General features: G+C 66.8%; 25 protein-coding genes and 1 tRNA gene. 7 read left to right on the plus strand and 19 right to left on the minus strand.

Annotated features, from left to right (window positions below; all coding sequences use genetic code 11):
- Window positions 1–72: 72 nt before the first annotated feature.
- Both hglS and msrA read right to left on the minus strand, forming a co-directional pair.
- Window positions 73–1,395 (minus strand): 2-oxoadipate dioxygenase/decarboxylase HglS, encoded by a 1,323-nt coding sequence (gene hglS / locus DT343_RS01485; RefSeq protein WP_112861484.1) that lies wholly within the window; start codon window positions 1,393–1,395, stop codon window positions 73–75.
- Window positions 1,396–1,465: 70 nt separating this feature from the next.
- Complete coding sequence (msrA, locus tag DT343_RS01490; protein WP_112861485.1) at window positions 1,466–2,116, minus strand: peptide-methionine (S)-S-oxide reductase MsrA; 651 nt, start codon at window positions 2,114–2,116, stop codon at window positions 1,466–1,468.
- 139 nt (window positions 2,117–2,255) lie between these two features.
- Here msrA and DT343_RS01495 point away from each other — a divergent pair.
- Window positions 2,256–2,345 (plus strand) — tRNA-Ser (locus DT343_RS01495).
- Between the two features lie 53 nt (window positions 2,346–2,398).
- Here DT343_RS01495 and DT343_RS01500 read toward each other — a convergent pair.
- From DT343_RS01500 to DT343_RS01510, 3 genes are all read right to left on the minus strand, one after another.
- Entirely contained in the window at window positions 2,399–2,680 is a 282-nt protein-coding gene (locus DT343_RS01500; RefSeq protein ID WP_112861486.1) for a hypothetical protein, read from the minus strand.
- A gap of 4 nt (window positions 2,681–2,684) precedes the next feature.
- On the minus strand, window positions 2,685–3,311 hold the full coding sequence (locus DT343_RS01505) for a FecR family protein (RefSeq protein WP_112861487.1): 627 nt from the start codon (window positions 3,309–3,311) through the stop codon (window positions 2,685–2,687).
- 109 nt (window positions 3,312–3,420) lie between these two features.
- Window positions 3,421–3,948 carry an RNA polymerase sigma factor gene (locus DT343_RS01510; RefSeq protein ID WP_258522471.1) on the minus strand — a complete coding sequence of 176 codons (528 nt, stop codon included), beginning with the start codon at window positions 3,946–3,948 and terminating at the stop codon, window positions 3,421–3,423.
- 198 nt (window positions 3,949–4,146) lie between these two features.
- On the opposite strand from DT343_RS01510, the gene DT343_RS01515 reads away from it, so the two are divergent.
- A complete protein-coding gene (locus tag DT343_RS01515; protein ID WP_112861488.1) occupies window positions 4,147–5,112 on the plus strand; it encodes a glucosamine inositolphosphorylceramide transferase family protein in 966 nt (321 codons plus the stop codon).
- Window positions 5,113–5,114: 2 nt separating this feature from the next.
- Window positions 5,115–6,263 (plus strand): glycosyltransferase family 4 protein, encoded by a 1,149-nt coding sequence (locus tag DT343_RS01520; RefSeq protein ID WP_112861489.1) that lies wholly within the window; start codon window positions 5,115–5,117, stop codon window positions 6,261–6,263.
- Window positions 6,264–6,272: 9 nt separating this feature from the next.
- On the opposite strand, the gene DT343_RS01525 is transcribed toward DT343_RS01520, so the two are convergent.
- A complete protein-coding gene (locus DT343_RS01525) occupies window positions 6,273–6,863 on the minus strand; it encodes a class I SAM-dependent methyltransferase (RefSeq protein WP_112861490.1) in 591 nt (196 codons plus the stop codon).
- Between the two features lie 70 nt (window positions 6,864–6,933).
- The gene (locus tag DT343_RS01530; RefSeq protein ID WP_112862531.1) at window positions 6,934–8,343 is read right to left on the minus strand and encodes an SLC13 family permease; all 1,410 of its coding nucleotides are present in this window, start codon (window positions 8,341–8,343) and stop codon (window positions 6,934–6,936) included.
- 89 nt (window positions 8,344–8,432) lie between these two features.
- Between DT343_RS01530 and DT343_RS01535 the strand changes: the two genes are divergently transcribed.
- Window positions 8,433–9,248, plus strand: coding sequence for a hypothetical protein (locus DT343_RS01535; RefSeq protein ID WP_112861491.1), 816 nt, complete (start codon window positions 8,433–8,435; stop codon window positions 9,246–9,248).
- A gap of 22 nt (window positions 9,249–9,270) precedes the next feature.
- On the opposite strand, the gene DT343_RS01540 is transcribed toward DT343_RS01535, so the two are convergent.
- The 5 genes from DT343_RS01540 to DT343_RS01560 form a co-directional block, all read right to left on the minus strand.
- On the minus strand, window positions 9,271–11,463 hold the full coding sequence (locus tag DT343_RS01540) for a GumC family protein (protein ID WP_112861492.1): 2,193 nt from the start codon (window positions 11,461–11,463) through the stop codon (window positions 9,271–9,273).
- A gap of 80 nt (window positions 11,464–11,543) precedes the next feature.
- Window positions 11,544–12,698 carry an outer membrane beta-barrel protein gene (locus DT343_RS01545; protein ID WP_181669099.1) on the minus strand — a complete coding sequence of 385 codons (1,155 nt, stop codon included), beginning with the start codon at window positions 12,696–12,698 and terminating at the stop codon, window positions 11,544–11,546.
- A gap of 149 nt (window positions 12,699–12,847) precedes the next feature.
- Entirely contained in the window at window positions 12,848–13,825 is a 978-nt protein-coding gene (locus tag DT343_RS01550) for an SDR family NAD(P)-dependent oxidoreductase (protein ID WP_112862532.1), read from the minus strand.
- Window positions 13,822–15,144, minus strand: a complete 1,323-nt coding sequence (locus DT343_RS01555) for a UDP-glucose dehydrogenase family protein (protein WP_112861494.1) — start codon at window positions 15,142–15,144, stop codon at window positions 13,822–13,824. Before DT343_RS01555 ends, DT343_RS01550 begins: the two co-directional genes overlap by 4 nt.
- A 125-nt stretch (window positions 15,145–15,269) precedes the next feature.
- Window positions 15,270–16,061 (minus strand): PhoH family protein, encoded by a 792-nt coding sequence (locus tag DT343_RS01560; RefSeq protein WP_091752533.1) that lies wholly within the window; start codon window positions 16,059–16,061, stop codon window positions 15,270–15,272.
- Between the two features lie 310 nt (window positions 16,062–16,371).
- On the opposite strand from DT343_RS01560, the gene DT343_RS01565 reads away from it, so the two are divergent.
- Window positions 16,372–16,899 (plus strand): gamma carbonic anhydrase family protein, encoded by a 528-nt coding sequence (locus DT343_RS01565; RefSeq protein ID WP_112861495.1) that lies wholly within the window; start codon window positions 16,372–16,374, stop codon window positions 16,897–16,899.
- Here the strand turns inward: DT343_RS01565 and DT343_RS01570 are convergent.
- From DT343_RS01570 to tipF, 4 genes are all read right to left on the minus strand, one after another.
- Window positions 16,894–17,835 (minus strand): bifunctional riboflavin kinase/FAD synthetase, encoded by a 942-nt coding sequence (locus DT343_RS01570; protein ID WP_112861496.1) that lies wholly within the window; start codon window positions 17,833–17,835, stop codon window positions 16,894–16,896. The two genes, DT343_RS01565 and DT343_RS01570, sit on opposite strands and share 6 nt — an antisense overlap.
- Window positions 17,835–18,296, minus strand: a complete 462-nt coding sequence (locus DT343_RS01575) for a MaoC family dehydratase (protein WP_017506733.1) — start codon at window positions 18,294–18,296, stop codon at window positions 17,835–17,837. Before DT343_RS01575 ends, DT343_RS01570 begins: the two co-directional genes overlap by 1 nt.
- Before the next feature lie 39 nt (window positions 18,297–18,335).
- Window positions 18,336–19,205 carry a TIGR01459 family HAD-type hydrolase gene (locus tag DT343_RS01580; protein ID WP_112861497.1) on the minus strand — a complete coding sequence of 290 codons (870 nt, stop codon included), beginning with the start codon at window positions 19,203–19,205 and terminating at the stop codon, window positions 18,336–18,338.
- A 187-nt stretch (window positions 19,206–19,392) separates the two neighbouring features.
- Window positions 19,393–20,667: a flagella assembly cyclic-di-GMP phosphodiesterase TipF gene (gene tipF, locus DT343_RS01585; RefSeq protein ID WP_055754202.1), complete on the minus strand. Its 1,275-nt coding sequence runs from the start codon at window positions 20,665–20,667 to the stop codon at window positions 19,393–19,395.
- Window positions 20,668–20,776: 109 nt separating this feature from the next.
- Here tipF and DT343_RS01590 point away from each other — a divergent pair, with 109 nt between their 5' ends.
- Together DT343_RS01590 and DT343_RS01595 are read left to right on the plus strand one after the other, a co-directional pair.
- On the plus strand, window positions 20,777–21,547 hold the full coding sequence (locus DT343_RS01590; protein WP_112861498.1) for an SDR family NAD(P)-dependent oxidoreductase: 771 nt from the start codon (window positions 20,777–20,779) through the stop codon (window positions 21,545–21,547).
- Window positions 21,537–22,484, plus strand: a complete 948-nt coding sequence (locus DT343_RS01595; RefSeq protein ID WP_112861499.1) for a lysophospholipid acyltransferase family protein — start codon at window positions 21,537–21,539, stop codon at window positions 22,482–22,484. Before DT343_RS01590 ends, DT343_RS01595 begins: the two co-directional genes overlap by 11 nt.
- Here DT343_RS01595 and DT343_RS01600 read toward each other — a convergent pair.
- The 3 genes from DT343_RS01600 to DT343_RS01610 all read right to left on the minus strand — a co-directional run bounded on the left by DT343_RS01600 (window position 22,430) and on the right by DT343_RS01610 (window position 24,057).
- On the minus strand, window positions 22,430–22,936 hold the full coding sequence (locus DT343_RS01600; RefSeq protein WP_112861500.1) for a response regulator: 507 nt from the start codon (window positions 22,934–22,936) through the stop codon (window positions 22,430–22,432). The two genes, DT343_RS01595 and DT343_RS01600, sit on opposite strands and share 55 nt — an antisense overlap.
- A 66-nt stretch (window positions 22,937–23,002) precedes the next feature.
- Window positions 23,003–23,860 (minus strand): M23 family metallopeptidase, encoded by an 858-nt coding sequence (locus tag DT343_RS01605; protein ID WP_112861501.1) that lies wholly within the window; start codon window positions 23,858–23,860, stop codon window positions 23,003–23,005.
- On the minus strand, window positions 23,857–24,057 hold the full coding sequence (locus tag DT343_RS01610) for a DUF2093 domain-containing protein (RefSeq protein ID WP_112862533.1): 201 nt from the start codon (window positions 24,055–24,057) through the stop codon (window positions 23,857–23,859). Before DT343_RS01610 ends, DT343_RS01605 begins: the two co-directional genes overlap by 4 nt.
- Between the last annotated feature and the right edge of the window lie 17 nt (window positions 24,058–24,074).

Genomic DNA, 24,074 nt, shown 5'->3' on the forward strand with positions numbered 1-24,074 from the left:
TCCGCGTCTGCGCATCAGGCAAGACGCCGGATGGACGCGGGGCGCCGCCAGCCCCGCATCCGGTTGAACGGACTAGACCATCCCCGTCAGGCCCAAGGCCTTCAGCGTCGTTGCGATCGAGGCGTCCTGTTCGGCGCGGTACAGGGCCATCTCATCCTGGACCAGGCGACCCAGCGCCTGTTCGAAATCGGCCTTGGCGGGATCGACGGCATAGGCGGTTTCGCGGGCCTCCGACCCCAGGTTGGACTGGAAGATGCCGGCGGCGCTGACAGGCAGGAAGTCTTCGTAGGTGATGGGCTCGGCGACGACGTGGCCCGAGGCGATCAAGGCGTCTAGATCGGCGGTCTCGGCGCGGGCGGCGAGCCCCTCAGGCGTCGCGCGATAACGGAACCAGGCGAGGTCTGCGCGGCGCAGCGCGTCCCAGTCGTCGGGCAGGGCGGAGAAGTCCTTCTTCGCCAGGGCCTCGTCATACAGGGCGCGACCGGAGGGGGTCAGGGCGCAGCCACGCTGTTCGATCTCGCCAAAGCGGGCGGTGTGGGCGCCCGCCGTGGGGCCGTCGGCGCCGGGGAAGGTGATTGCCTCCTGCAACGCCTTGAAGCTGGTCTGGCGCAGCAGGATCGGACAGGCGCGGGCGGGCGGACCCTCGATGGTTTCTTTAGGCGAAATGCCGCGTGCGGGCATGGCCGCCTGGGCCGCGTCGATATCCAGCGTGCGTGGCGTCAGGTGGTTGATGTGCGGCCCCTTGAAGCTGACCACATCGGCGATCAGACGGTGGGCGGCGACCAGCCGTTCGTAGGTCTGGGCGCTGACGGTCGCCTGGGCGTGCCAGCGGAAAGTCTCCAACAGTTCGGAGACGAAACGATCGGCCTGAGCCTCGTCCAGACCGCCGGCGGTCTCCGCCGTCTCGATCAACTCACGCGCGCCGGGGGTGAAGATGTCGCGGCGGGCCAGCGTCTCGGCCGCCTCCGCGCGCAAGGCGTCGTCCTCGATCAACTCCAGCCGCAGCAGCGAGGTGAAGACCCGGAACGGATTGCGCGCCAGGGCTGCCGGATCGACAGGGCGGAAGGCGGTCGAATGCACCGGCACCCCGGCGGGGGCCAGGTTGTAATAGCTGACCGGCTCCATCCCCATGACCGCAAAGGCGCGCGCGATCGTGGCCAGTTCGTCTGCCGTGCCGACGCGGATAGCGCCGTGGCGCTCCTCCGAAAGACGCGCCAGTTCGCCGGACGCCGCCAGCCGGTCCGCGCCGCCGGCATCCGCCTTCAACGTCTGCGCATTGATGTCCGCCACCAGCGTCAGCAGGTCGCCGTATTGCGGCACCTCGGCCCGGTACATGGCGGACAGGGCGGCCGAAAACCGGCTGCGGATCTCGTCAGGATGGACGAAGGCGGACATGAGCGCTCCCATTTTCGCCGATCCATAGTCCGACTGGCCGCCGGTTGAAACCCGGCGGCCGTCGCTTGGGTCAGGCGTCGACGCCGACCCCGATGGGGCAAACCACGCCGGTCCCGCCGATGCCGCAGTATCCGGCCGGGTTCTTGGCCAGATAGCCCTGGTGATAGCCCTCGGCGTAGAAATAGTCGCTCGCCGGCTCGATCTCGGTGGTGATCGTCCCGCGCCCGGCCTGGGTCAGGGCGGCCTGATAGGCGTCGCGCGACGCCTCGGCTTCGGCCTGCTGCTCGGCGTTCAGCGTGTAGATGGCCGAGCGATAGGTGGTGCCGATGTCGTTGCCCTGGCGCATGCCCTGGGTCGGGTCGTGGTTCTCCCAGAAAGTCTTCAGCAGTTCGGCGTAGGTGATGACGCTCGGGTCGAACACGACCTTGACCACCTCGGTATGACCCGTCCGGCCGGTGCAGGTCTCCTCATAGGTCGGGTTGGGCGTGATCCCGCCGGAATAGCCGGCCGACGTCACCCATACCCCCGGCAACTGCCAGAAGATGCGCTCCACACCCCAGAAACAGCCCATGCCGAAGGTGGCGGTCTGGAAACCGTCGGGATAGGGCCCCTTCAGCGGATGGCCGCTGACATAGTGGTTCACATCGGTGTCCAGCGGCTCGGCGCGGCCGGGCAAGGCGGTCTCGGGCGTGGGCATTTCGGCGGTCTTCTTGAACAGCATTTGCGGCTCTCTCATCGGAAAATGGCGTTGAAGTCCATATGGGGATGCGAGAGGCGCTTGCCGAGGGGGCAAGTGTGTTCTATCAGGCCCGCCTCCCGCCGGATCGACCTCCGGCGGCGCGCAAGACGCAGCGTGAAACGGACAGGTGGCGGAGTGGTCGATCGCGCACGCTTGGAAAGCGTGTGTAGGTGAAAGCCTACCGAGGGTTCGAATCCCTCTCTGTCCGCCATGTGCGTTGTTTTTGCAAAACTTTTTTCCTGGTTGCGCAGGTCACCCACCATCTTACCCGCCAAGGGGTTTGCGCTTGATTTCGGCTGTGCAGGCCTTTTTAACCGTTAAAAACGGTCCGTGCCTGACAGTCAGCGTGTCGGCTACCGATAGGCGGAAGCCTTCCCAGACGAGATCATCGATGGATCTGTCACGACGGATTTTGACCTTCTGTTGCTGAGCCTTGCTTCCCCGGCCCGGATCGAGGTCATGATGCCCGAGATGTGCTTGGCGAGGCTCAGTCTGGGCGACGCGGCCTTCTATGACGTCGGTCTGCTGGTCTTCGACGAATGCCACATGCTCAGTCCTGCCGCCGGATCACTGCGACGCGCCCTAGACGGAATGTTCGCAGTCCTCGGCTTCCTGAAGGCGACGCCGGAGGCCGATCTTCTCTTCCTCTCCGCGACTGATCGCCTGCGGCGACGACGAAGGGACGAGACGGTTCGTGGACGATATCGAAAGCGGCCTCGCCCTTTGTCAGGGCGACCGACCGCCTGCCGCGTTCGAAACGGACGCCCAGCGACGAGTGGCGGTTCAGATAGACGTGCGATCCGTCCTCCAGCGCGACGGTGAGCGGCGCGTCGGTCGTCGCATAGGTTCGCCCGTCAGGCACGAGCCAGAACGACAGACCGACCGCCAGCGCGACGCTGGCGGCGACGCCAAGTCCAGCCGCGAGCCAGGACGTGCGGCCCTTCGTGCGGCGAACTCTAGCCTCGGCCAGGTTCACGACGGGCGCGATCACGGGCCGCGGCGCGGCGGCGTCCAGATCGACCCACAGCCTCTCGATGGCGTCATAGGCGGCGACATGCGCCGACGAGGCCTCGAGCCAGTCCTGGAAATCGAGCCAGGCGGATTCGGGCGCATCGTCGTCACGCAGGGTGACGAACCAATGCCGCGCCTCTTCCTCGATGTCGGTCTGTGCGCTCATCCGATCCCGGCCTGGCCGGCCGCCCAGCGACCTGCCTCCTGATGACAAGACGCCGCCGCCAAGCCGCCACCTTCAGACAGAGTCTCCAAGTGCGCGAAAACTGTGTGCATCAGGGTTGAACCTTGCGAGCCAGGACGCGCAGGGCGTCCATCATTTGCTTCTCGACGGAACTGCGGGAAATGCCGAGTTGGGCTGCGACGTCGGCGTAGCTCACGCCCTCGAACTTGTGCAGCCGAAACACCGTCTGCGTCTTGGGTGGCAGGGTTTCCAGGGCGGCGACGAGACAGGCCAGTCTTTCACGACCGGCGACGACCGCCTCGGCGGATGGAGCGCCTTCCAGATCCTCGCTAGCGCCGACCTCATGGTTGAGCCGCCTCCACTCGCTGTCGCGGTGGACTGCGCGCTGACCGGAACGCCAACGGTCCATCAACAGATTGGAGGTCAGGCGAAACAGAAAGGCGCGGGGATTGTCCGGCTGGATCGACGGATCAAGCGCGGCCACCTTGAGATAGATGTCCTGCAACACATCATCGATGTCGCTCGATGCACCGCCCAGCCGAGCGCGACAGAACCGGGCCAGATCCTCGCGCTGCTCGAGGTAGGCGGCGATCAGGGGATGCGCGGACGGCGCGGTCAAGCAGATGAAGTCCTCTCGTGCGCCAATCCCGGGCTCGCCTCCTCAATGCCGTGACGATTTTCGTGAGGCAAGGGTCGCCCGGCGCCGTCTTGACCATGAAGGCGCCGTGCAACGGCGACGAGCAGGATCAAGATGCGCAGGCTGGTTGGACACGACGACTCCACGGTTCCGGTCTTCTCGGCCAGCTAGGGCGTCGTCGTGTTCGATCTCTGGCGCTCGGGCTTCATCCGCCGTCCCTTAAGCAGCTTCATTGACCAAGCTCCCCGGGCCGAGGAGGTCGTGTGGCTGCCGGACTGCGGCCCGCATGCCTATGTCGCGGACCCGTTCGGGATCATGCGCGACGGCGTGCTGACCGTCTTCGTAGAGGCGTTCGACTATCATGTGCGTCGAGGCGAGATTCACTATCGCCAGTATGACGCCGACGACCGACTGGTGGGGCAGGGCGTGGCCCTGTCCGAGCCCTGGCACCTGTCCTATCCGACGCTGATCGAGGACGGCGGCGAACTCTACATGCTGCCGGAGGGCTACAAGAGCGGCGGCCTGATCCTCTATCGCTGCGTGCGTTTCCCGGATCGCTGGGAGGCGGTGGCCCGGATCGGCCAGACGGCTGCGATCGATGCGACGGTGGTCAAGCACGACGGCCGGTGGTGGATGTTCCATGCCTTGTCGGGACCGGACGACCGCGCGATGCGTGAGTTGCACATCGCCAGCGCGGATGCATTGACCGGTCCCTGGACGTCGCATGTCGGCAATCCTGTCATGCGCGGATTCGAGACGTCCCGACCGGGCGGTTCGGCTTTCGTCTGCGGCGGCGCGCTTCATCTGCCGGTTCAGGACTGCGCCCAGACCTACGGGGCGGCGATCAATCTGTTGCGGATCGACGCCCTGACGCCGGAGGCGTTTTCGGCGACGGTCGTGAAGCGGGTCGAGCCGGGCCATCTGCTGGACGGGTATGGCGACGGCTTTCACACCCTGTCGGGTCACGGCGACGTCACCTTCATCGATGTGAAGGGCATCCGCCGGTCGGCGGCCGAGCCTTGGCTGAAGGCCGGCTTCAAGGCGCGACGTCTGCTGGGCCTGAACGGGCCGCGCGGTCGCCGCGCCACCGGCGCCGCCGTTCATCCTGAAATCTTTTCGACCGTCTCCGTCCGCAAGCAAGGTTGACCATGCGTATCGCCGTCGTTCTGCCCCGTGGGTGCAGCTTCTGTCCTGGCAAGGACAATTCGATGGAGACGGTGGTTCGCACCCTGGCGGCGCACAGCCGGCTGAAGCGTTCGGTCACGCTGATTTGCGACGACGGCGCTCCCCCGCAGCCGGGCCTCAACATCCAGACCGTGCCGGCCGGCCTGGGACGCAAGGCGCGCAATGCGGCGGTGGCGTCCATTCTGCGCGCGGTATCGCCGGACATCGTCGAATATCATCAGCAGCTGAAGATGGCGTCAGAACTGGCGCGCCAATTCCCCGCCGCCGTCCACGTCCTTTACCGCCACACGCGCATCAAGCCGGCCAAGAACGTCATCGAGGCCTTCCGCTATGGTCGTCGCCTGGCGCGCTTCGACCGGCTTGTGTTCGTCAGCCAAGCGGCGGGGCGGGAGTTTGCGGAAGACTATCCGCGTCTGGTGGACCGCGTCGCTTCGGTCTGCAACCCGATCGCGATCGAGGCCTGGCGCGCCTCGCCGGACACGCGCGAGAACTTGATCCTGTTTTCCGGCCGCGCCATGCGCGACAAGGGTCTGGACCTGTTCTGCGTCGCCCTGGCCGAGACGCTTGATCGTCATCCCGACTGGCGCGGCGCCCTGATGCTGGGCGACTGGGAGAAGCATAGGGACTGGGCCGCGCCGCTGATCGGCGCGCTGGATCGGTTCGGCGACCGTGTCGAAATCTACAAATCCGCGTCTCTGGACGAGGTCCGGGCCGTGACGCGTCGCGCGGCCATTGCGGTCACACCGTCTCGCGTTCGTGAGGCGATGGGGCTGGCGGCGCTGGAGGCGCATGCGGCGGGGGCGGCCCTGATTTCGTCCGGACGCGGGGGTTTGCGCGAAGCAAGCGGCGAGCACGCCATCTACGTCGATGTCGAAAACGCGGAGCCGCTCACGGCGGCGCTGAACCACCTCGTCGAAAATCCGGCGGAACGGCTGGCTTTGGCGCGCGCCGGCCAGGCGTTCGTCGAACGTGTGCATGCCCCCGCCGCCCGCGCCGCCGAACTGGACGCCCTTCGCGAGACCTTGGCGGATCGGTCATCCTCGGGCCGGTCGCCGTCGAGCGCTCGCCAGCCTTTGCGCCAAATGCGGCATGGGACGCAGTCCGGCGCCTGAGCCGGCCGCTCAGGCCTTGCGAACGAAGCTGTCGTAGACGTGGGTCACGGTGTCAAACCGGACGCGTGAGGATCGGTCGCCCAGCGGCGCCGGATCGAAGTGCGCTTCGGTGAAGCCGGCCGCGACAGGGTCGCTGATCTTGTCTGTGTTCCAGCCAAGCAGCAGCCGTCCCCCGGGTCGAAGGATGGCGGCCAACGCCTTCAGCGCCCTTTGCTGCTGCTCGGAACTGTCGACGCCGTAGCCCAGCACGCCGTTGCAGACGACAGCGTCGAAGCTCAGGTCGGAGAAAATCCCGTCCGCCTCACAGACGTCGCCGGTGCGATGCCGGCCGCTTCGGCCCCAGCGCTCGGCTGCGGCGTCAATATCGGTCGTCCAGACTTCTCCTCCGCCGGCTTCCAGCGCGGCGTAATCGTCCAGCGTATATTCGCGACATCCGACCCACAGTATGCAGCCGCCCTCTGCGGCCAGGGCGGGGACGTAGCTTTCGGCCATCACGCGCCGGTCGGGGAGGGCGCGAATGCGCGCCGCCTTGGCCGACCGTCGTTTGCGATCGGCTTCCTTGCCGAAAATCAGCGTCCTTAAGACCGCTCCCATACCCATGCGCTTCCCCTCGCCTTGCCCCACAAGGTTGGTAACGAGCAGCGGATCGACTGCCAACCATCACGGGAGGTCAGAACGGGAAGAAGATCGGGATGGCCACCATGGCGGCCACCCAGGTGATCAGGTTCAAAGGCAGGCCGACGCGCACGAAGTCCATGTAGCTGTAGCCGCCCATGTTGAAGACCAGCACATTGGTCTGATAGCCGAAGGGCGTGGCGAAGGCCGCCGAGGCGGCCATCATCACGCAGACCAGGAAGGGGCGGGGATCGACGCCCAGGCTTTCGGCCAAGGCCACGGCGATGGGCGTGATCAGGACCGCGACGGTCGCATTGGATAGCAGTTCGGTGGCGAACAGGGTCACGCCGTACAGCACGATCAACGCCCCGAGCGGGCCGAGCGGACGGATGAACCCGATCAGACGGTCGGCGCCGGCGGAGGCCAGACCGGTCACCTCGATCGCCGTGCCGACAACCACCATTCCCGCGATCAGCAGCAGGATTTCGGGCCTCAGTCCGGCGTAGGCTTCTTCGGGCGTAATGACCCGAAGCAGGATCAAGGCGACAGCGCCGGCGAAGGCGGAGGCGGCGATGGGCGCCCAGCCGAGCGCAGCCGAGATGATCACCAGAACGAAGATGCCCAAGGCGATCATCGCCGGGCGAAGTCGGAATGGCCGGTCCGCCGCGCTGTACAGATCAATGTCGCCCAGATGCGCGTCGCCGGAGCCATCGGCCTGATTGCGGGATCCGCCAAGACGGGGAAGGCCGAATGGCAGGCGTCGCCGGCGTTTTGAAATTGCTTCGGCTTCGGCGCGCTGCCGCGCCTCCTCCATCTCCGCCAGTCGTGCGGCTTCCGCCTCGTCCATGGCGACGGACCGACCAAGCTGGCGCGCGCCGACGAAATACAGCCACAGGCCGCCGACGACGGCGATCGCCAAGCCAACGGGGGTTATCTCGAAAAGGCCAAAGACGGGTTGTCCCGCATTGCGCGCCATGTCGTTGACCAGGAGGTTGGTCGAGGTGCCGATGAGGGTCAGCAGCCCGCCCATGACGGTGACATGGCTCAATGGCATAAGGAACCGTTTGGGCGACAGCCGAAGCGACTGCGCCACGTCGCGGATCACCGGCGCAGCCAGCACCACCACCGGCGTGTTGTTCAAAAAGCCGCCCACCGATCCGCAAAGGCCGATGACGATCCAGATGCCCCTAGCGCCGATCCTCGAGGCCAGCTGCGTGGCTTGGCGGATCAACCAGCCAAGCAGGCCCGACAGCTCGATGGCGTAGGCGATCACGAATAGGCCGGCGAGAGCAATGACTGCGGGGCTGGCGAAGGCGCCCTGGACCTCGACGGGCCGAACGACACCCAGCAACAGCAGCACCGCCGCACCGGTCAGGGCGACGACATCGGCTCGAACCTTGCCATGAATGAGGACGCCGACAACGCCGACAAGAACGGCGAGCGCCGCGATCTGATCGAAAGTCATGATGCCGTGCAGACCGTCCCCCGTCTCTCGCGTCAACCAATTTCGTGAGATTGGCTCCCTGTCAGCGGTTCACGTGCTAGGGTGGTTCCATGCTCGAACCGATTGTGCCGCCTCGTTCATCGGTCGTCGCGCTTGCGGCGTCCGTCATTTTTCTAAGCGCCTGCCAGCGTGAGCCGACCGCAGCAAGCGCGCCTGTTGCGGAGCCGGCGCAGACTCCGGTCGTGACCGTGGCGCCCGCGCCAATCCTGGACCGCGCAAGCCTGCTTCAGGCCATGGACATCGCCGCCTCTGCATTCGCCGCCGGGCAGGAGGTCGCAGGCGCGTCTCTGGCCGGCCGACGCTTCGTCGTGCGCCAGGCCTTCGGCTGTGGTGGTCCCGCCGTGAATGGACCGTCGCAAGCCGGTTTGGCGACCGTGACATGGAGCGAAAATCGAGAGAGCGCGAAACTGACGTTGACGCCCGGCGACTGGTCCCAATCGGCGTTGATCGCGGGTGACGCTGAAACTTGGGAAGCGGCCGAGGGTTTCTGGTTGGCCCGCCCCTGGCTGCGCGTCGATACCTGTCCGGCGGTCCAGGGAGGCGCCTCGCCTGAAGCCCCATCGCCGGCCCAGACCATGGGCTTGGCGGCTGTTTTCAAAGAAGGCGGGTCCAGGACCGTGCGGCGCAACGGCCGGGCTTATGAGGCGACGCTGCGCGCCGAAGGCGATCAGCCTTTGACGCCGTCCGTACAAGGCTATCGCCTGGTGCTTGAGGGACGAATGACCGCGTTCGCGGACGGTCGCGCCATTCGCTGCCGCGCCGTGAATGCGGATCAAAGGCCGATCTGCATCGGCGCCGTTCAGCTCGACCGGGTCGCCTTTGAGGACGCCGAGGGCAAGACGTTGAGCGAATGGCGAGAAGGCTGAGGGCGCTGACTTTCCGTCCGCATCAGGCGGCGTAGTATTTGCGATAGGCCCGATAGTCGTAGTCGTGGTGGCCGTAGTTCCGGCCGGCCTCCGCCCGGACGTCGACCTGGCTGAGGGTGACGCCGGAAAGGCGAACGCTGGATTGGCTGAGGATGCGGATCGCGGCGGCGACGGCGCGCGCTGGGGTTTTTCGCCAGCGGGCGAGCAGGATGACGGTGTCGGCCTTGGCTGACAGGATGCGGGCGTCGGCGAGGACCAGGACGGGCGCGGTGTCGATGACGATCAGGTCGAAGGCCTGACGCAGGTCGTCGAGCAGGGCAGTCATCGGCGGGGCGCCGAACAGGTCGTCGGCCGACAGGCCTGATCCTGATAGCGGCAGAACCTGCGCTCCGGAGGCCGGGTCCAGCACCAGGACGTTTCGCCAGGCCGCTGCGCCATGCAGCACCTCGGCCAGACCCTTGTCGGGGTTCAGGCCCAGCATTCGCGTCACGCCGCGCCGACGCGGGTCGCCGTCGATCAACAGCACGCGTCCGCCCGAGCGTGCGGCGACGCGGGCCAGACAGACGGCTGTGGTGGTCTTGCCTTCGCCGGGCAGGGCGGAGGTGACGGCGACGATGCGCGCGGACGGTTCGCCCACGACGCTGACGATGGGGGTGATCGAGGTTCGTAGAGCCCGAAAGGCCTCGGCGAAGATTGACAGCGGGCGTTGGACGACGAGGTCGATCGGGTGCAGCGTCTGATCCTCCGCCGTCGCCACGGATGAGGCGAGGGGAACGGCGCCGACGGCGCCGACGCCCAGCCTGCGCTCGATGTCATCGGGGCCGCTAAGCCCGGTCTGCATGGCGTTGGCGATGATGACGGCGCCGGTTCCCGCCGCCGTGCCCAGCATCAGGCCGAGCGCGAGGCCGATCATCAGGTTCGGCGCGCTTTGCGCGGTCGGGGGCGCGGCGCGCGAGACGATGCGGGCGTCCGCCTGCTCGACGCCGGTCTGGGCGCTGGTCTCGCGATAGCGATCCAGGAAGGCGCGGTAGATGGCGCGGGCGGCCTCGGCCTCGCCTTCCAGTTCGCGCAGGCGCACCGAGGCGGCGTTGTTGTCGGCCAGGGCGCCGCGCGCGGCGTCCAGGCTGGACTGGACCCAGGCGGCGCGCTGGCGGGCGACCTGGGCCTGAGCGTCCAGGTTCGAGACGACACGGCGGATCTCGGCTTGGATCTGCGCGTCGATGTCGGACAGCTCCTGACGTCCCCGGATCATGTCGGGGTGCAGCGGGCCATAACGGACGGAGAGGTCCGCGACACGGGTGCTGATCGCCGCGCGCTGGCCGCGAAGGTTCTGGACGACGGGAGAGGACAGGGCCTCGCCCACATCGTCGCCGTTGGAGCCGGCCGCCATCTGGGCGCGGGCGGTGCGCAGGCGGGCGTCCTGTTCGGCCTGCTGCGCGCGAGCCAGGGCGAGTTGCTGGTTGTAGGCCGAGATTTCCTGCTCCGTCAGGGTCGCGCCCTGGGCGCTGAGCAGGCCGTTTTCGATCCGGTAGGCCGAGACGGCGGCGTCGGCGGCCTCGACCTGGCGGCGCAGATCTTCCAGCCGGGCGCCCAGGAAGGTGTTGGCCTGGGCGTTAGCGTCGAATTTGGCGGTCAGTTGAGACTGGAGATAGGCGTCGGCGAAGGCGTTGGCGATGCGGGCCGCCTTGATCGGACTTTCGGAGGTGACGCTGACCGCCATCGAATAGGTCAGGCCGACGCGGCGCACAGTCAGGCGTCGCCGGACGGCGTCGATCACCTGTTGACGCTCGATCTGGCCATCGGTCGGCGCAGGCGTGGCGCGCGGCAGGCGCAGGGTAAGGGACGAAGATCGCAGGCGGGCGTTGAACTCGGGATCGCGGATCAGATCCAGCGTCTGCACGACTTGGGCGGCAAGCTGGGGTGACTTCAGAACCTCGACCTCGGTGTCGACGATGGCCGCCTCGGCGTCGAGCGCCGACAGCACGGCCTGTCCCGCGACGACCTGTTCCTTGCGGGTGTTGATCTGGAGGCTGGCGGTCGCGGTGTAGACCGGCGGCTGGCCCAGCATCAGCGCCAGCACGATCAGGCAGACGACGGCTGCGACAGCGGTGAACAGACCGAGACGACGGCGGAAGGCGGCGATCAGGGCGTGCAGGTCGATGGCGTCGTCCGCCGGCTGGCCGGGACCGCCGATCGCGGTGTCGTGGTGGGTCATCGCGCCATCGAACGGTGATCGTCCCGCTAGTGGTGCGATGATGCCTTCAGGTTGTCAATCTTCGCGCTTTGGCGGTGTGTTCAGAACTGCGAGACGACCGCGACGGACAGGCGCGTCGAGTGATAGCTCGGTCCTGCAACCGCGCCGGACGAGGATTGATCGAGGAAGGTCACGCCGGCGGTCAGACCGTAGCGACGGTTGAGGCGATAGACGGCGCTGAAGCCGGCGGTAAAGCGCGTGTCCGTGCGGTCAAGGCCGTTGTAGTCGTCCTTACTCCACGCCGTTTCCGCCGTCAGGATCAGGTTGCGCAGTAGTTCGTGGTCCGCGCCGATCGACAGGTCGGTGCGCAGGGCGCCGGCCGAGTCGATCACGCCGGTGTCCTCGACGCTGCGCCCGGCGGTGGCGGTCAAAGTGGTCAGTTGCGTCGGAAACCACGACAGGCGCGCACGACCGCCGAAGCCGTCGAGATCGCCGTAGGCTGCGTCTTGGAAGTCCTGGCGTATGTATCCGGCGGCGACCTCGCCCCGGATCAGGGCACCGAGCTCAAAGTCCACGCCAGCCAAGGCTTCGTGGCCGGAAGAAGATCGTTCCGGCGACCCTGCCACGTTTCGATAGTCGCGGTCATCGCGGGCGACTTGGACGAACAGGGCAGTCGCGGGAGAGAGGGCGTAGTCGGCGCGGCCGGTCAGGCGGGCGACGGTGCGATCCCGGTCGTCCTGTTCGATGACTGCGCCGGCGTCGCTCAGTCCATCGCGGTAGTCGAAGCGAAGGACGGCGGCCTTGGCTGACAGGCGCAATCGGGCCCGTGTGCGCGTCGCCGCCAGCGATGCGGAGGCCAGATCGAAGGCGATCGGGCGGCGAGCGGCGGGATCGGCGCCGGCGGCCGTGCGGGCTTCGTGATCGTGGGCGTAGTCGGCCGCCAAGGTGATGTTGAAGCCTCGGGCAACGTCGAGACGGCCCGCGCCGCCTAGGCTCCAGTCGGTCGTGTTCTCGCTGTCGAAGTCCAGATTGCGATCGATCTCGGCGCGGGCGCGGGTTTCAAGCGCATGGCGCGACCAGTTGGATCGGACGACGACCTCAGGCGTCAGGCGCAAGGTCGTTGCAGGCTGACGGTTGTCCTCGGCCGCGAAGATGTTGTCGTCATGGATGACGCCCGACCGAAGCCGGGGAAAGGCCGTGAAACCCCCCGCCCGGATACCGAGCGCGTCGTAGGCGGGTTGCGACCGGTCACGCACGGCCACCGCGCGGTTGCGCAGAAGAGGTCGATTTGCGCGTCCTGAGCCGAGCGCAAAGCCTGGGCCGTGGCGTCGGTTGCGCCGAACAGCATCAGGGCGGCGCCGGCCGGCAGGATTTCGCGTCGCATCGGCCCCCCAGCCTTCTTGCGTCAACCGTTCTCGTATTGACGCCACCAGGCGACGAACTTTTCCAGTCCGATCTTCAGCGGGGCCTTTGGCTGGTAACCGCACAGGGCGTTCAACTTTGAAATGTCGGCATAGGTGGCGGTGACGTCGCCGGGCTGCATCGGCCGCATGATCTTGTTCGCGCTGACGCCCAACGCGGTTTCCAGCGTGGAGATCATCTCCATCAGGCCGACGGGCTGGCTGTCGCCGATGTTGTAGATCTCATGGACGCCCCGCGCGGGGGGACGGTCCAGAACGGCGATCACGCCGTCGACGATGTCGTCGATATAGGTGAAGTCGCGCGCCATCTTGCCTTCGCCATAGACCTCGATCGGCTCGCCGCGCACGATCTTCTGGGTGAAGCTGAAATAGGCCATGTCGGGCCGGCCCCAGGGGCCATAGACGGTGAAGAACCGCAGGCCCGACTGCGGAAAGCCGTAGAGCTTGGCGTAGCTCTGGCTCATCAGTTCGCAAGAGCGTTTGGTGGCGGCGTAGAGCGAGACGGGATTGACCGTCGGATCGTCCTCTCGGAAGCCTGAACCTTCCAGCGGCCGATCGCCATAGACCGAACTGGACGAGGCATAGACCAAGTGGGTCACGCCGTTGTGTCGCGCGGCCTCCAGCATCGACAGATGGCCGGCCAGGTTGGACCGCTCATAGGCGAAGGGGTTCTCAAGCGAATAGCGCACCCCGGCCTGGGCCGCGAGGTGGACGATCCGCTTGACCCCGGCGTCTGAAACGAGGGCGCGCATCTGCGCGTGGTCGGCGATGTCGGCGCGGACCATCTTGAAGCCGTCTAGCCCTTCCAGCCGGGCGGCGCGGGCGGCCTTCAGGCGCGGATCGTAGTAGTCGTTGAAGACATCGACGCCGATTACCTGCTCGCCACGGTCCAGCAGACGCTCGGCGACGTGCATGCCGATGAAGCCGGCCGCGCCCGTGACGAGGATCGGCGCGCCCATCAGCCGCGCCCGATGCCCATATAGCGGAAGCCGCGATGCTTCATGTCCTCGGGCCGATAGATGTTGCGCAGATCGACCAGGACCGGCTGATTCATCAGCAGCTTGATGCGGTCCAGATCCAGGGCGCGGAACTGGTCCCATTCGGTGACGAGGACGACGGCGTCGGCGCCGACGACGGCGTCATAGGCGCTGTCCTTCATCTGGATGTCGGGCAACAGCTTGGCGGCCTCGTGCATGCCTTCGGGATCGAAGGCCTGAACGGTCGCGCCGGCGGCGATCAGAGCAGGCGCGATATCCAGCGACGGCGCATCGCGCATGTCGTCAGTGTTCGGCTTGAATGTCAGGCCCAGGAGGGCGACGGTCTTGCCCTGGACGCTGGTGCCCAAGGTTGCGGCGACGCGGTCGGCCATGGCCTTCTTGCGGGCGTCGTTGACCTCGACCGTGGCCTCGATCAGCCTTGTCGGCGCGCCATACTGCTGGGCGGTGCGGACCAGGGCGATTGTGTCCTTGGGGAAGCACGAGCCGCCATAGCCGGGTCCGGCGTGCAGGAATTTCGAGCCGATACGCTTGTCCAGGCCGATGCCGCGCGCGACCTGCTGGACGTCGGCGCCGACGGCTTCGCACAGGTCGGCCATCTCGTTGATGAAGGTGATCTTCATCGCCAGGAAGGCGTTGGCGGCGTATTTGATCAGCTCGGACGTGCGACGGCCCACGAACAGCAGCGGGCTCTCGTTCAGGTTCAGCGGGCGATAAAGTTCGCTCATGACCTTCTGCGCGCGGCCGCCAGCGTCGCCGGTCATGTCGTCGATGCCGATGACCACGCGGTCGGGACGTTTGAAGTCGCCGATGGCGGCGCCCTCACGCAGGAACTCGGGGTTAGAGACGACGGCGAAGTCGGCCTTCGGATTGGTCTTGCGGATGATGGTCTCGACCTCGTCGCCCGTGCCGACAGGGACGGTCGACTTGGTGACGACGACCGTGAAGCCTTCGATCAGGCCGGCGATCTCCTCGGCGGCGGCGTGGACGTAAGACAGGTCGGCATGGCCGTCGCCCCGGCGCGTCGGCGTGCCCACGGCGATGAAGACGGCGTCGGCCCGGCGAATGGCCTCGGCGCCGTCCAGGGTGAAGAACAGTCGGCCCTCGCGCACATTGGCGGCGACCAGATCATCCAGCCCCGGCTCATAGATCGGGATTTCGCCCCGCTCCAGCCGCTCGATCTTGGACGGGTCCTTGTCGATGCAGGTGACGACATGGCCGAAGTCGGCGAAACAGGCGCCGGACACCAAGCCCACATAGCCCGTCCCAATCATCGCTACGCGCATCGAAATCCCTCATCAGCCGCGAGCCGACCTTTAGCGGTGCGGTGCGCCCGGGGACAATGGCTTTTGGTTTCGCGGTGCAACGGGTCTGCAGCCGACGCCATCCAGCGTCGGCTGCAAGATCAGAGCTAGAGGACGCCGATCATCGAGGCGACCAGCGGGTGACGGACGATGTCGCGCTCGGCCAGACGCACCACGGCGATGTCGGGTACGGCCTCCAGTCGAGCCGAGATGTCCGACAGGCCCGAGATGCCGGGCAGCAGGTCCGACTGCTGCGGATCACCCGTCACCACCATGGTCGAATGCCAACCCAGGCGGGTCAGCAGCATCTTGAGCTGGACGTAGGTGCAGTTCTGCGCCTCGTCCACGACGATGAAGGCGTTGTTCAGCGTGCGGCCACGCATATAGCCGACCGGGGCGATCTCAATCAGGCCTTCGGCCATCAGCGCCTTGACCCGCTTCATCGACAGACGATCGGACAGGGCGTCGTAGAGCGGGCGCAGATAGGGGGCCAGCTTGTCTTCCATGTCGCCGGGCAGGAAGCCGATGGATTCGCCGGCCTCGACAGCGGGGCGGCTGAGGACGATGCGGCCGACCTTGCCCGCCTCCAGCGCCTCGACCGCCTTGGCGACGGCGAGGTAGGTCTTGCCCGTGCCTGCCGGACCCAGCGCCATGACCAGATTGTGGTGGTCGATAGCCTCCATCAGTTCGCCCTGGCCCTCGGACTTGGGCTTCAGCGTCTTCAGATAGCCTTGGTCGCGGTCGTCGTTCGAAGGATAGGGCGACCACCCTGATCGCTCGTTATGCGGGGCGTGAAGCCGACGAACTTTCGACTCCTCCATGAAATCACGCGAATCCAGGATTCCGTGTTCACGCGTTTGACGCTTGGTTGCAGCACGCTTGGTCATGGACGCCTCCAGGGCATGAAAAAAGGCGGACCCGAACGGGCGCCGCCTTGGATGGTCTTGGGGAGGAAGAGGTCGCGGCCTGCACAGCGGCGGCCCGGATCGACAGCAGGGCCGTCTGCAACGGGGTGCGCCCGCCGCCGAACAACCGAACCAGGATCCCAACGCGCCACGCGAAAGCCCCGACTTGATGACCGGATCGGGCTTGATCCGGTTTCGGATCCGGGGCCGAAATGGCGACCCGCGAATCGCATCAACAGAATGATGCTATCGTGGTTAGCGATCCGTTAAAGCCCTCGTTTTTCAAAGATTAGGCGGTGTACAGATGACCATTTACGCTTTGGGCGACAGCAAACCGCAGCTTCCGCCGCAGGGCGAATACTGGGTGGCGCCAAGCGCATCGGTGATAGGGAATGTGATTCTCCATTCCAACGCCAGCGTCTGGTTCGGCGCCGTGCTGCGCGGGGACAACGATCCGATCACAGTGGGGCCTGACAGCAACATTCAGGACGGCAGCGTGCTGCACACCGACATGGGGTCACCGCTGACGCTGGGGCGCGGTGTGACTGTCGGACACAAGGCCATGCTGCATGGCTGCGAGGTCGGGGACTACAGCCTGATCGGCATCGGGGCGGTGGTGCTGAACGGGGTGAAGATCGGCCGAAACTGCATCATCGGCGCCAATGCGCTGATCACCGAGGGCAAGATCATCCCGGACAACAGTCTGGTGGTGGGCCAGCCCGGCAAGGTGGTGCGGGAACGTGACCCGGCGCACATCGCCGTGCTGCAGATGTCGGCCGAACATTATGTGCAGAACTGGAAGCGGTTCGCGGCGGAGCTTCGGCCTCTATGAGCGGCTGAGGACGGCCCGCGCCGCCGCCGCATCAGCGTCGATCTGGGTCTTCAGGGCGTCGAGACCGTCGAAGGTCTCCTCGCCACGCAGCCAGGCGACCAGTTCAGTGTCCAGCGTCCGGCCGTACAGGTCGCCATTGAAGTCGAACAGCCAGACCTCCATCAGCGGGGTCTCCAGCGCATACATGGGACGCACGCCCAAGCTGGCGACGCCGTCGATCACCCGTCCGTCCGGCAATCGGCTGCGGGTCGCATAGACGCCGTAGGCGGGGCGCATATAGTCGCCGAGCGCGATATTGGCCGTCGGCACGCCGATGGTGCGGCCGCGCTTGTCGCCGTGGATCACCTCGCCGCGAATAGCGAAGGGGCGGCCCAGGATGGCGGCGGCGCGGGCCATGTCGCCGGCTTTCAGGGCCTCGCGAACGGCGCTGGACGACAGTTTCAGCCCGTCCGCGTCATCCAGCCGTTCGGCGACCGACACGGTGAAGCCCAGCCGCTCGCCATAGGCGCGCAGACCCTCGGGCGAGCCGGAGCGGCCCTTGCCGAAGGTGAAGTCGAACCCGACGGCGGCGTGGCGGATGCCGAGGCCTTCGGCCAGAACCCGTTCGGCGAAGGCGGCGTCGGTCATGCCGGCCATCTCGGCGTCGAAGGGCAGCAGATACAGGATGTCCACACCCAGCGGCGCCAAGGCCTCGGCCATCTGGTCGGCCGTCATCAGGCGAAAGGGCGCGGCGTCCTTTTGGAACCAGCGGCGGGGATGAGGATCGAAGCTGACGACGCCCAGCGGCGCGCCCAGCCGTTCGGCGGCTTCGCGTGCGCCGGCGATGACGGCCTGATGCCCGCGATGCACGCCGTCGAAGGCGCCGACGGCGACCGCCGCGCCCTTCAGCGCGTCCGGCACCTCGCGCCAGTCGCGCCAAATACGCGCAATCTGCATCAACGCTGGGACGGTTTGCGCCGGCGGGGCACGCGAACGACGGCGACGCCGTCCATGATCATGGTCTCGCCGACGAAGCCTTCGCAGCTGAGTTTGACCCGCGCGCTCTCGGGCTCGACCTCGATCACCGTGATCAGGATGCGCACGACGTCGTCGATCCGCACCGGCTGATGGAAGGCCAGGGTCTGGGAGATGTAGATCGAGCCGGCGCCCGGCAGGATGGTGCCGACCACAGCCGATCCGAACGAGGCGCTGAGCAGGCCGTGAGCGATCCGGCCGCGATAGGCGGTCTTGGAGGCGAAGGCCTCATCCAGATGCACCGGGTTGAAGTCGTCGGACGCCTCGGCGAACAGCCGAATGCGGTCCTCCGTCGCGACGACGATTTTCTCGGCCGCCATGCCGACGTGAAGTTCGTCCAGGATGTAACCACCGGACGGATGCTGCTGAACCAATTCGACCATGGATGAGGCTTTAGCGGCGGTGCGACAAAATGGCGAGCCTTACCAGTTCAGTTCGAGCGTCGCGTACCGCGCATATGTGGTTTCAGCCTCCAGCAGGGCGCCTGCGCGAGCCGGATCGAGCGCGCCGTCTTCGCCCTTGGCCTGGTCGCCGTGGATGCCCTGGGCGACGAACAGGCAGTCCAGCCCTTGCGCGTTTGCGCCCATCACGTCGGTGACGACGCCGTCGCCGATGCACAGGACGCGCGAGCGATCGACGGGGCGGCCCAGCAGGCCTTCCGCCTCCTTGATCGCCAGATCGTAGATCGGAGCGAAGGGCTTGCCCGCCATGACGACCCGGCCGCCCTGTGATTCATAGAGGTCGGCCAGCGATCCGCCGCAATAGATCAGCTGGTCGCCGCGCTGCACGACGCGGTCGGGGTTGGCGCAGATCAGTTCGATATCCCGCGCCGCGCCGACGGCGAACCGCTCGCGATAGTCTTCGGGCGTCTCGACCGTATCGTCCACCGGGCCGGTGACGGAGATGAAGGCGGCGTCTTCCGGCGACGCGGCGCGCTTGAGGCCAAGGCCCGCATACAGCGGCGCGTCCCTTTCGGGGCCGACGATCCAGGCCGGGCCGGGGGCACGCTTGGCCAGTTCGGCGCGGGTCGCGTCGCCGGAGGTGACGAAGGCCTTCCACGCCTCGCGCGGCACGCCCAACCCGTCCAGCTGGGCGATCACGTCCGAGGCCGGGCGGGGCGAGTTGGAGATCAGCACCACATGGCCGCCCTCGCGGTTGAACCGCGTCAGCGCCTCGCACGGCGCCGTCCAGCTCTCGCGCCCATTATGGATCACGCCCCACACGTCGCAGAGCAGGATGTCATAATCGCCGGCGACGGCGCCGAGGTGGGGCAGGGCGTGGGGGAGGGTCATGGGACGTTGGTAGCGGCTAGGACGCAGAGGCGAAAGTCTCCTCCCCATGAAATGGGGAGGGGGACCGCGAAGCGGTGGAGGGGTTCTTGAAGCGGGCTCGGCGCCTGTGATGGGGAGAAGCCCCTCCGTCACGGCGTAAAGGCGCGCCGTGCCACCTCCCCACGGAGTGGGGAGGAGACGGACTGTTTTAGCTGAACCGGCGACGCTGCTCGGCGCTGCGCAGGGTGGAGCGCAGGAACTCGGCCGGGGGGTCGGTTTCGGCCAGCACCTGTTCCTTGATGGCGCGGGGTTCGCCGAACAGATGGCCCTGGCCCATGCCGACGTCCAGTTCGAGAATGTCGACGACCTGGCGTTCGTTCTCGACCTTTTCGGCGATGACCTCGACGCCATAGCGGCGGGTCAGGGCGGCGAAGTCGGCGGCCTGGATGTCGGGCATGGAGCGCAAGGGGGCGCCGCCGTCCAGGTCCAGCAGTTGTTCGATCATCAGGTCGGCTGCGACCTTGATGAACTTGACGTCCGAGCGTTGCAGGTCAGCGAAGTCGAGGTCCAGCGTCTGCACCTTGTCCAGCGAGAAGCGGAAGCCCAGGTCGGCCAGCTTGGCCATGTTGCGCGCCTCGATGGCGCCGCGGGCGTCGAACGTCGCCTGGCCCAGTTCGAAGATCAGCGCCTGGTTCAGGTCGCGGTTCTCGCTGAGGAAGTCGAGGAACTGCGGGAAGAAGGTCTCGTCGCCCAGCGAGGTCAGGGCCACGTTGCAGAAGACGCCGACCTTGCGGTCCTGACGCGCCAGCCGCCGCACGATCTGGGCGCAGCGGAACAGCAGCAGATTGTCGATCGCCGGCACCAGGCCCTCGCCCTCGGCCAGGGACAGATATTCCGCCGGCATCATGACGCGGTCGGTGGCGTCGCGCAGCCGGGTGAAGCTCTCGTAGAAGATGGTCCGGCGTTGGGGCAAGGACACGACCGGCTGCAGATACAGATCGACGCGCCCTTCGCTGAGCGCCTCGTGAATGGTGCGCAGCAGGACGTTCGACTGCGCCATACGACGACCCTCGAAGGTCTCGACGCCGATATGGGGCGCGGCGGCCAGGCGCTCGTCGATGCTTTCGCTCATCTGCTGGACCAGGGATTCCAGCATCCGAACCTCGCCGGTCAGGGCGTCGGTGTCGGACAGGACGCCGGTCTCGATGGCGTGCGCCAGTTCGGTCAAGGCGCCCTGGGTCGATTCCATCGCATCGGCGAGCAGGCGGTGGGCCTCGCGGACCTGGCCGATTTCCTTCTTCAGGACGCGGCGCTCGGCGATGCCGGTGACGATGCCGTGGAAGGCGCCCAACAGGCCCAGTGCGCCGAGCGTTCCGGCCACGCCTGCGCCGATCCCCAGGCCCGCGCGCCACAGGAAGGCGCCCACGGTCATGCCGAGGAACAGATAGGCGAAGTAGAGAAAGCCCGTTGTTACGTTGCGCATCGGCTGGCGGTCGGCCACTCCCGGATGGAATCGCCTGAGTATCAGGCTATCAATGTCATTCGGCTAGAGCGGGGCTGCAAATATCCCCGCCAAACCTACGGGAAACGCAATGGAACTGTTCGATCTGACCGGCAAGGTCGCAATCATCACCGGCTCGTCGCGGGGAATCGGCAAGGCCATCGCCGAACGGCTGGCCGAACACGGCGCCAAGGTCGTCATCTCGTCGCGCAAGGCCGGGCCGTGCGACGAAGTCGCCGCCGAGATCAACGGCAGGTACGGCGAGGGTCGCGCCATCGCGGTGCCGGCCAACATCGCCTCCAAGGAAGACCTGCAGCGGCTGGTCGATGAGACCAACGCCGCCTTCGGCCAGATCGACATCCTGGTCTGCAACGCCGCGACCAATCCCTACGCCGGGCCGATGGCGGGCATCGCCGACGACCAGTTCGAAAAGATCCTGCAGAATAACGTCATCTCGAACCACTGGCTGATCCAGATGGTCGCGCCGCAGATGGTGGAGCGCAAGGACGGGTCGATCCTGGTGATCTCGTCCATCGGCGGGCTTCGCGGCAACGCCCTGATCGGCGCCTACAATATCTCCAAGGCGGCGGACATGCAGCTGGTGCGCAATCTGGCGGTGGAGTGGGGGCCGTCGAACGTGCGCGTCAACTGCATCGCGCCTGGGCTGGTTCAGACCGATTTCGCCAAATATCTGTGGGAGAACCCAGAGCTGCTGAAACAGGTCACCGAACCGGCGCCGCTGAAAAGGATCGGCCAGCCCGATGAAATCGCGGGCACGGCGGTCTATCTGTGCAGCCCTGCGTCGGCCTATGTGACCGGCCAGACCCTCGTGGTGGACGGTGGATTGACGATTGCCTGGTAAGAGTAGCGATTGGCGACAGGATTTCGCATGGCGCCTGGAGGCCTTCGGCTTTCAGGCGCTGTTCGGCTTTCTGCGCCTGTTGGGCGTCGAGCGGGCGTCGGGGTTGGGCGGCTGGCTGCTGCGCACCCTGGGCCCGCTGACCGGCACGCAGAAGACGGTGGTGCGAAACCTCCGCATCGCCTTTCCCGACATGCCGAGCGATGAGCGCGAGGCGCTGGCGCTGGCGCAGTGGGACCAGACGGGCCGGACCTTCGCCGAGCTGGCGGTCATGGATCATCTGACGCCGGAAGGCGGGCGGGTCGAGGTGGTCGGGATGGAGCGGCTGCACGCCCTGCGCGACAGCGGCAAGCCGGCCGTGCTGATCTCGGGCCATCTGGCGAACTTCGAGGTGATGGCGGCGGTGATCATGGCGGCGGGCGTGCCGTGTCAGGTGACCTATCGCGCCGCCAATAATCCGTACGTCGACGCCCTGATCCGCCAGAGCCGGGAGCGTTACGGCATCCGCCTGTTCGCGCCCAAGGGCGACGGAACGCGCGAGCTGATGGCGGGGATGAAGCGCGGCGATTCCATCGCCCTGCTGGTCGATCAGAAATACAATCAGGGGCCGGAGGTGGAGTTCTTCGGTCAGCCGGTGAACGCCTCGCCTGGCGCGGCGAGACTGGCGTTGAAGTTCGACACGGTCATGCTGCCGCTGTCGGTGGTGCGCCTGCCGGGCGTGCGGTTCCGGGTGACGGCGCACGAGCCGATCGTGGTCAATCAAAGCGATGACAAGGCGGCCGATACGCTGGCGGGCATCCAGGCCGCCAATCGCTTCGTCGAGGACCGGGTGAAAGAGCATCCCGTGGACTGGTTCTGGGTCCACAAGCGTTGGCCGGACAAGGTCTATGCGGCGTTGGACCGTCCCATTTCGGACGACCGGCGGAACGGCCCGGCATAGTCGGGGGCATCGCGGCGCCGACGACAGGGGCCGACGTAATCCCGGCTCTTGATGAAGGGGCGCGGCCGCATGATGACCGCATTCAGCCGATCCAGCACGGCTTTGGCGGTGATCGGCTTGACGATGAACTCGGTCACCCCGGCGTCGCGGGCCTCGTAGACGCGGCTGCGTTCGGAATGGCCGGTCATCATGATGATCGGCAGAAACGGATTGGGGCTGTCGGGGCTGGTGCGGACCAGGCGGGTGAACTCGACGCCGTCCAGCGGGAACATGTTGAAATCGACGATGGCCAGATCGATCGCGTGGCGGCGGAGCAGGTCAAAGGCGGTCGCGCCCTCGGCCGCCTCATAGACGTTGCGGATGTCGGCCGAATGCAGCACGGCCGATGCGATGGCGCGCATGTTCTGATTGTCGTCCGCAAGCAGGACGTTCAGCGATTTCAGTGAGATCATCGGGGCCTGCCAGAGATTGGCGCGAGGCTAAGGGGATATGCGTAGTCCCGCAAGAGGAGCCCTTGATCAGGCGAGGGTTTCCGGAGCTTGCGCGCCGACCATCAGCGACGGGTCAAGGTTGCGATCGCGCCATTTCATGCGCCAGCACAGGTGGGGGCCGGTGGCGCGGCCGGTCATGCCGACGCGGCCCAGCGCATCGCCGCGCCGGACGCGCTGACCCAGCGCCACATCTAGCCGCGACTGGTGCAGATGGCAGCTGATCAGGCCCTGACCGTGGTCGATCAGGGTCAGGCCGCCCTCGAAATGCATGTCCGGACGGACGAAGGCGATGCGGCCGTCGGCGGGGGCGCGGATCACGCTGCCCTGAGGGGCGGCCAGATCGATGCCATAGTGCGGCCGGGCGGGCGTGCCGTTCAGGACGCGCTGAGCGCCCCAGGCGCTGGAGATCCGATAGTTCTCCAGCGGCCAGACGAAGCCGTCCTTGAAGTCGTCGGTGTCGATGCGGCTGGCGAAGCCTTCGGCCTTCAGCGCGATCTCTTGCTGGATGCGGGCCAGGAGGGCGGGGTCGCTCGGCTCGACGGTCGAAGGCGGCAAGCCGTTCACGCTGGTCGAGGGGAAGGCGTAGGGGGCGATGTCGAGCGTGCGACGAGCGGACCGGTCGCCGAACCGGGCTTCGATCTGGGTGGTCGGACCGGCGTCGCGGTCGAAGCCGATCACGAAGAGGCCGGCGGCCGAGGCGGTGGTCAGGGCCTCGCCGTCGACGAAGATCAGGGCGCGCGGCGCGGTGCGGCCGAAGGCGTAGCCGCCCTGACGCCAGGCGCCGTTCAAGGCCAGCGGCAGGGCGTTGCGGTCTTCAGCCATTAGCGGCGCGGCGATCAGGCTGGCGCCCGCGCCGGTCAGCAGGGCGCGGCGCGACGGGATCATCGATCGCCTTGCTGGGCCGCGATGAACTCGGCCGGGCCGAAATAGGGCTGCTGGCGCGTCGGGCTCCAGTAGCGGAGGGCTTCCAGCGGGATCGGTTTGTCCGTGACGGCGCAGCGCACGAAGCGGCCGGGCTTCAAGACGGCGAACTCGCCGTCGCCATAGTGAAGCACGGCCTGATCTGCGGCGATTTTGTCCATGAGCGGACGATAGCGGG

Origin of the sequence: Brevundimonas vesicularis (genome assembly GCF_900445985.1) — a bacterium.
In the GTDB taxonomy this organism is placed as follows: domain Bacteria; phylum Pseudomonadota; class Alphaproteobacteria; order Caulobacterales; family Caulobacteraceae; genus Brevundimonas; species Brevundimonas vesicularis_D.

Excerpts from the sequence above, each read along its gene's own strand:
- DT343_RS01600 (WP_112861500.1), bottom strand. The coding sequence starts at position 22,936 with ATGATCTCACTGAAATCGCTGAACGTCCTGCTTGCGGACGACAATCAG.
- DT343_RS01530 (WP_112862531.1), bottom strand. The coding sequence starts at position 8,343 with ATGACTTTCGATCAGATCGCGGCGCTCGCCGTTCTTGTCGGCGTTGTC.
- DT343_RS01535 (WP_112861491.1), top strand. The coding sequence starts at position 8,433 with ATGCTCGAACCGATTGTGCCGCCTCGTTCATCGGTCGTCGCGCTTGCG.
- msrA (WP_112861485.1), bottom strand. The coding sequence starts at position 2,116 with ATGCTGTTCAAGAAGACCGCCGAAATGCCCACGCCCGAGACCGCCTTG.
- DT343_RS01525 (WP_112861490.1), bottom strand. The coding sequence starts at position 6,863 with ATGGGTATGGGAGCGGTCTTAAGGACGCTGATTTTCGGCAAGGAAGCC.
- DT343_RS01610 (WP_112862533.1), bottom strand. The coding sequence starts at position 24,057 with ATGGACAAAATCGCCGCAGATCAGGCCGTGCTTCACTATGGCGACGGC.
- tipF (WP_055754202.1), bottom strand. The coding sequence starts at position 20,667 with ATGCGCAACGTAACAACGGGCTTTCTCTACTTCGCCTATCTGTTCCTC.
- DT343_RS01580 (WP_112861497.1), bottom strand. The coding sequence starts at position 19,205 with ATGACCCTCCCCCACGCCCTGCCCCACCTCGGCGCCGTCGCCGGCGAT.
- DT343_RS01505 (WP_112861487.1), bottom strand. The coding sequence starts at position 3,311 with ATGAGCGCACAGACCGACATCGAGGAAGAGGCGCGGCATTGGTTCGTC.
- DT343_RS01605 (WP_112861501.1), bottom strand. The coding sequence starts at position 23,860 with ATGATCCCGTCGCGCCGCGCCCTGCTGACCGGCGCGGGCGCCAGCCTG.
- DT343_RS01540 (WP_112861492.1), bottom strand. The coding sequence starts at position 11,463 with ATGACCCACCACGACACCGCGATCGGCGGTCCCGGCCAGCCGGCGGAC.
- DT343_RS01520 (WP_112861489.1), top strand. The coding sequence starts at position 5,115 with ATGCGTATCGCCGTCGTTCTGCCCCGTGGGTGCAGCTTCTGTCCTGGC.
- DT343_RS01555 (WP_112861494.1), bottom strand. The coding sequence starts at position 15,144 with ATGCGCGTAGCGATGATTGGGACGGGCTATGTGGGCTTGGTGTCCGGC.
- DT343_RS01575 (WP_017506733.1), bottom strand. The coding sequence starts at position 18,296 with ATGGTCGAATTGGTTCAGCAGCATCCGTCCGGTGGTTACATCCTGGAC.
- DT343_RS01590 (WP_112861498.1), top strand. The coding sequence starts at position 20,777 with ATGGAACTGTTCGATCTGACCGGCAAGGTCGCAATCATCACCGGCTCG.
- hglS (WP_112861484.1), bottom strand. The coding sequence starts at position 1,395 with ATGTCCGCCTTCGTCCATCCTGACGAGATCCGCAGCCGGTTTTCGGCC.
- DT343_RS01565 (WP_112861495.1), top strand. The coding sequence starts at position 16,372 with ATGACCATTTACGCTTTGGGCGACAGCAAACCGCAGCTTCCGCCGCAG.
- DT343_RS01570 (WP_112861496.1), bottom strand. The coding sequence starts at position 17,835 with ATGCAGATTGCGCGTATTTGGCGCGACTGGCGCGAGGTGCCGGACGCG.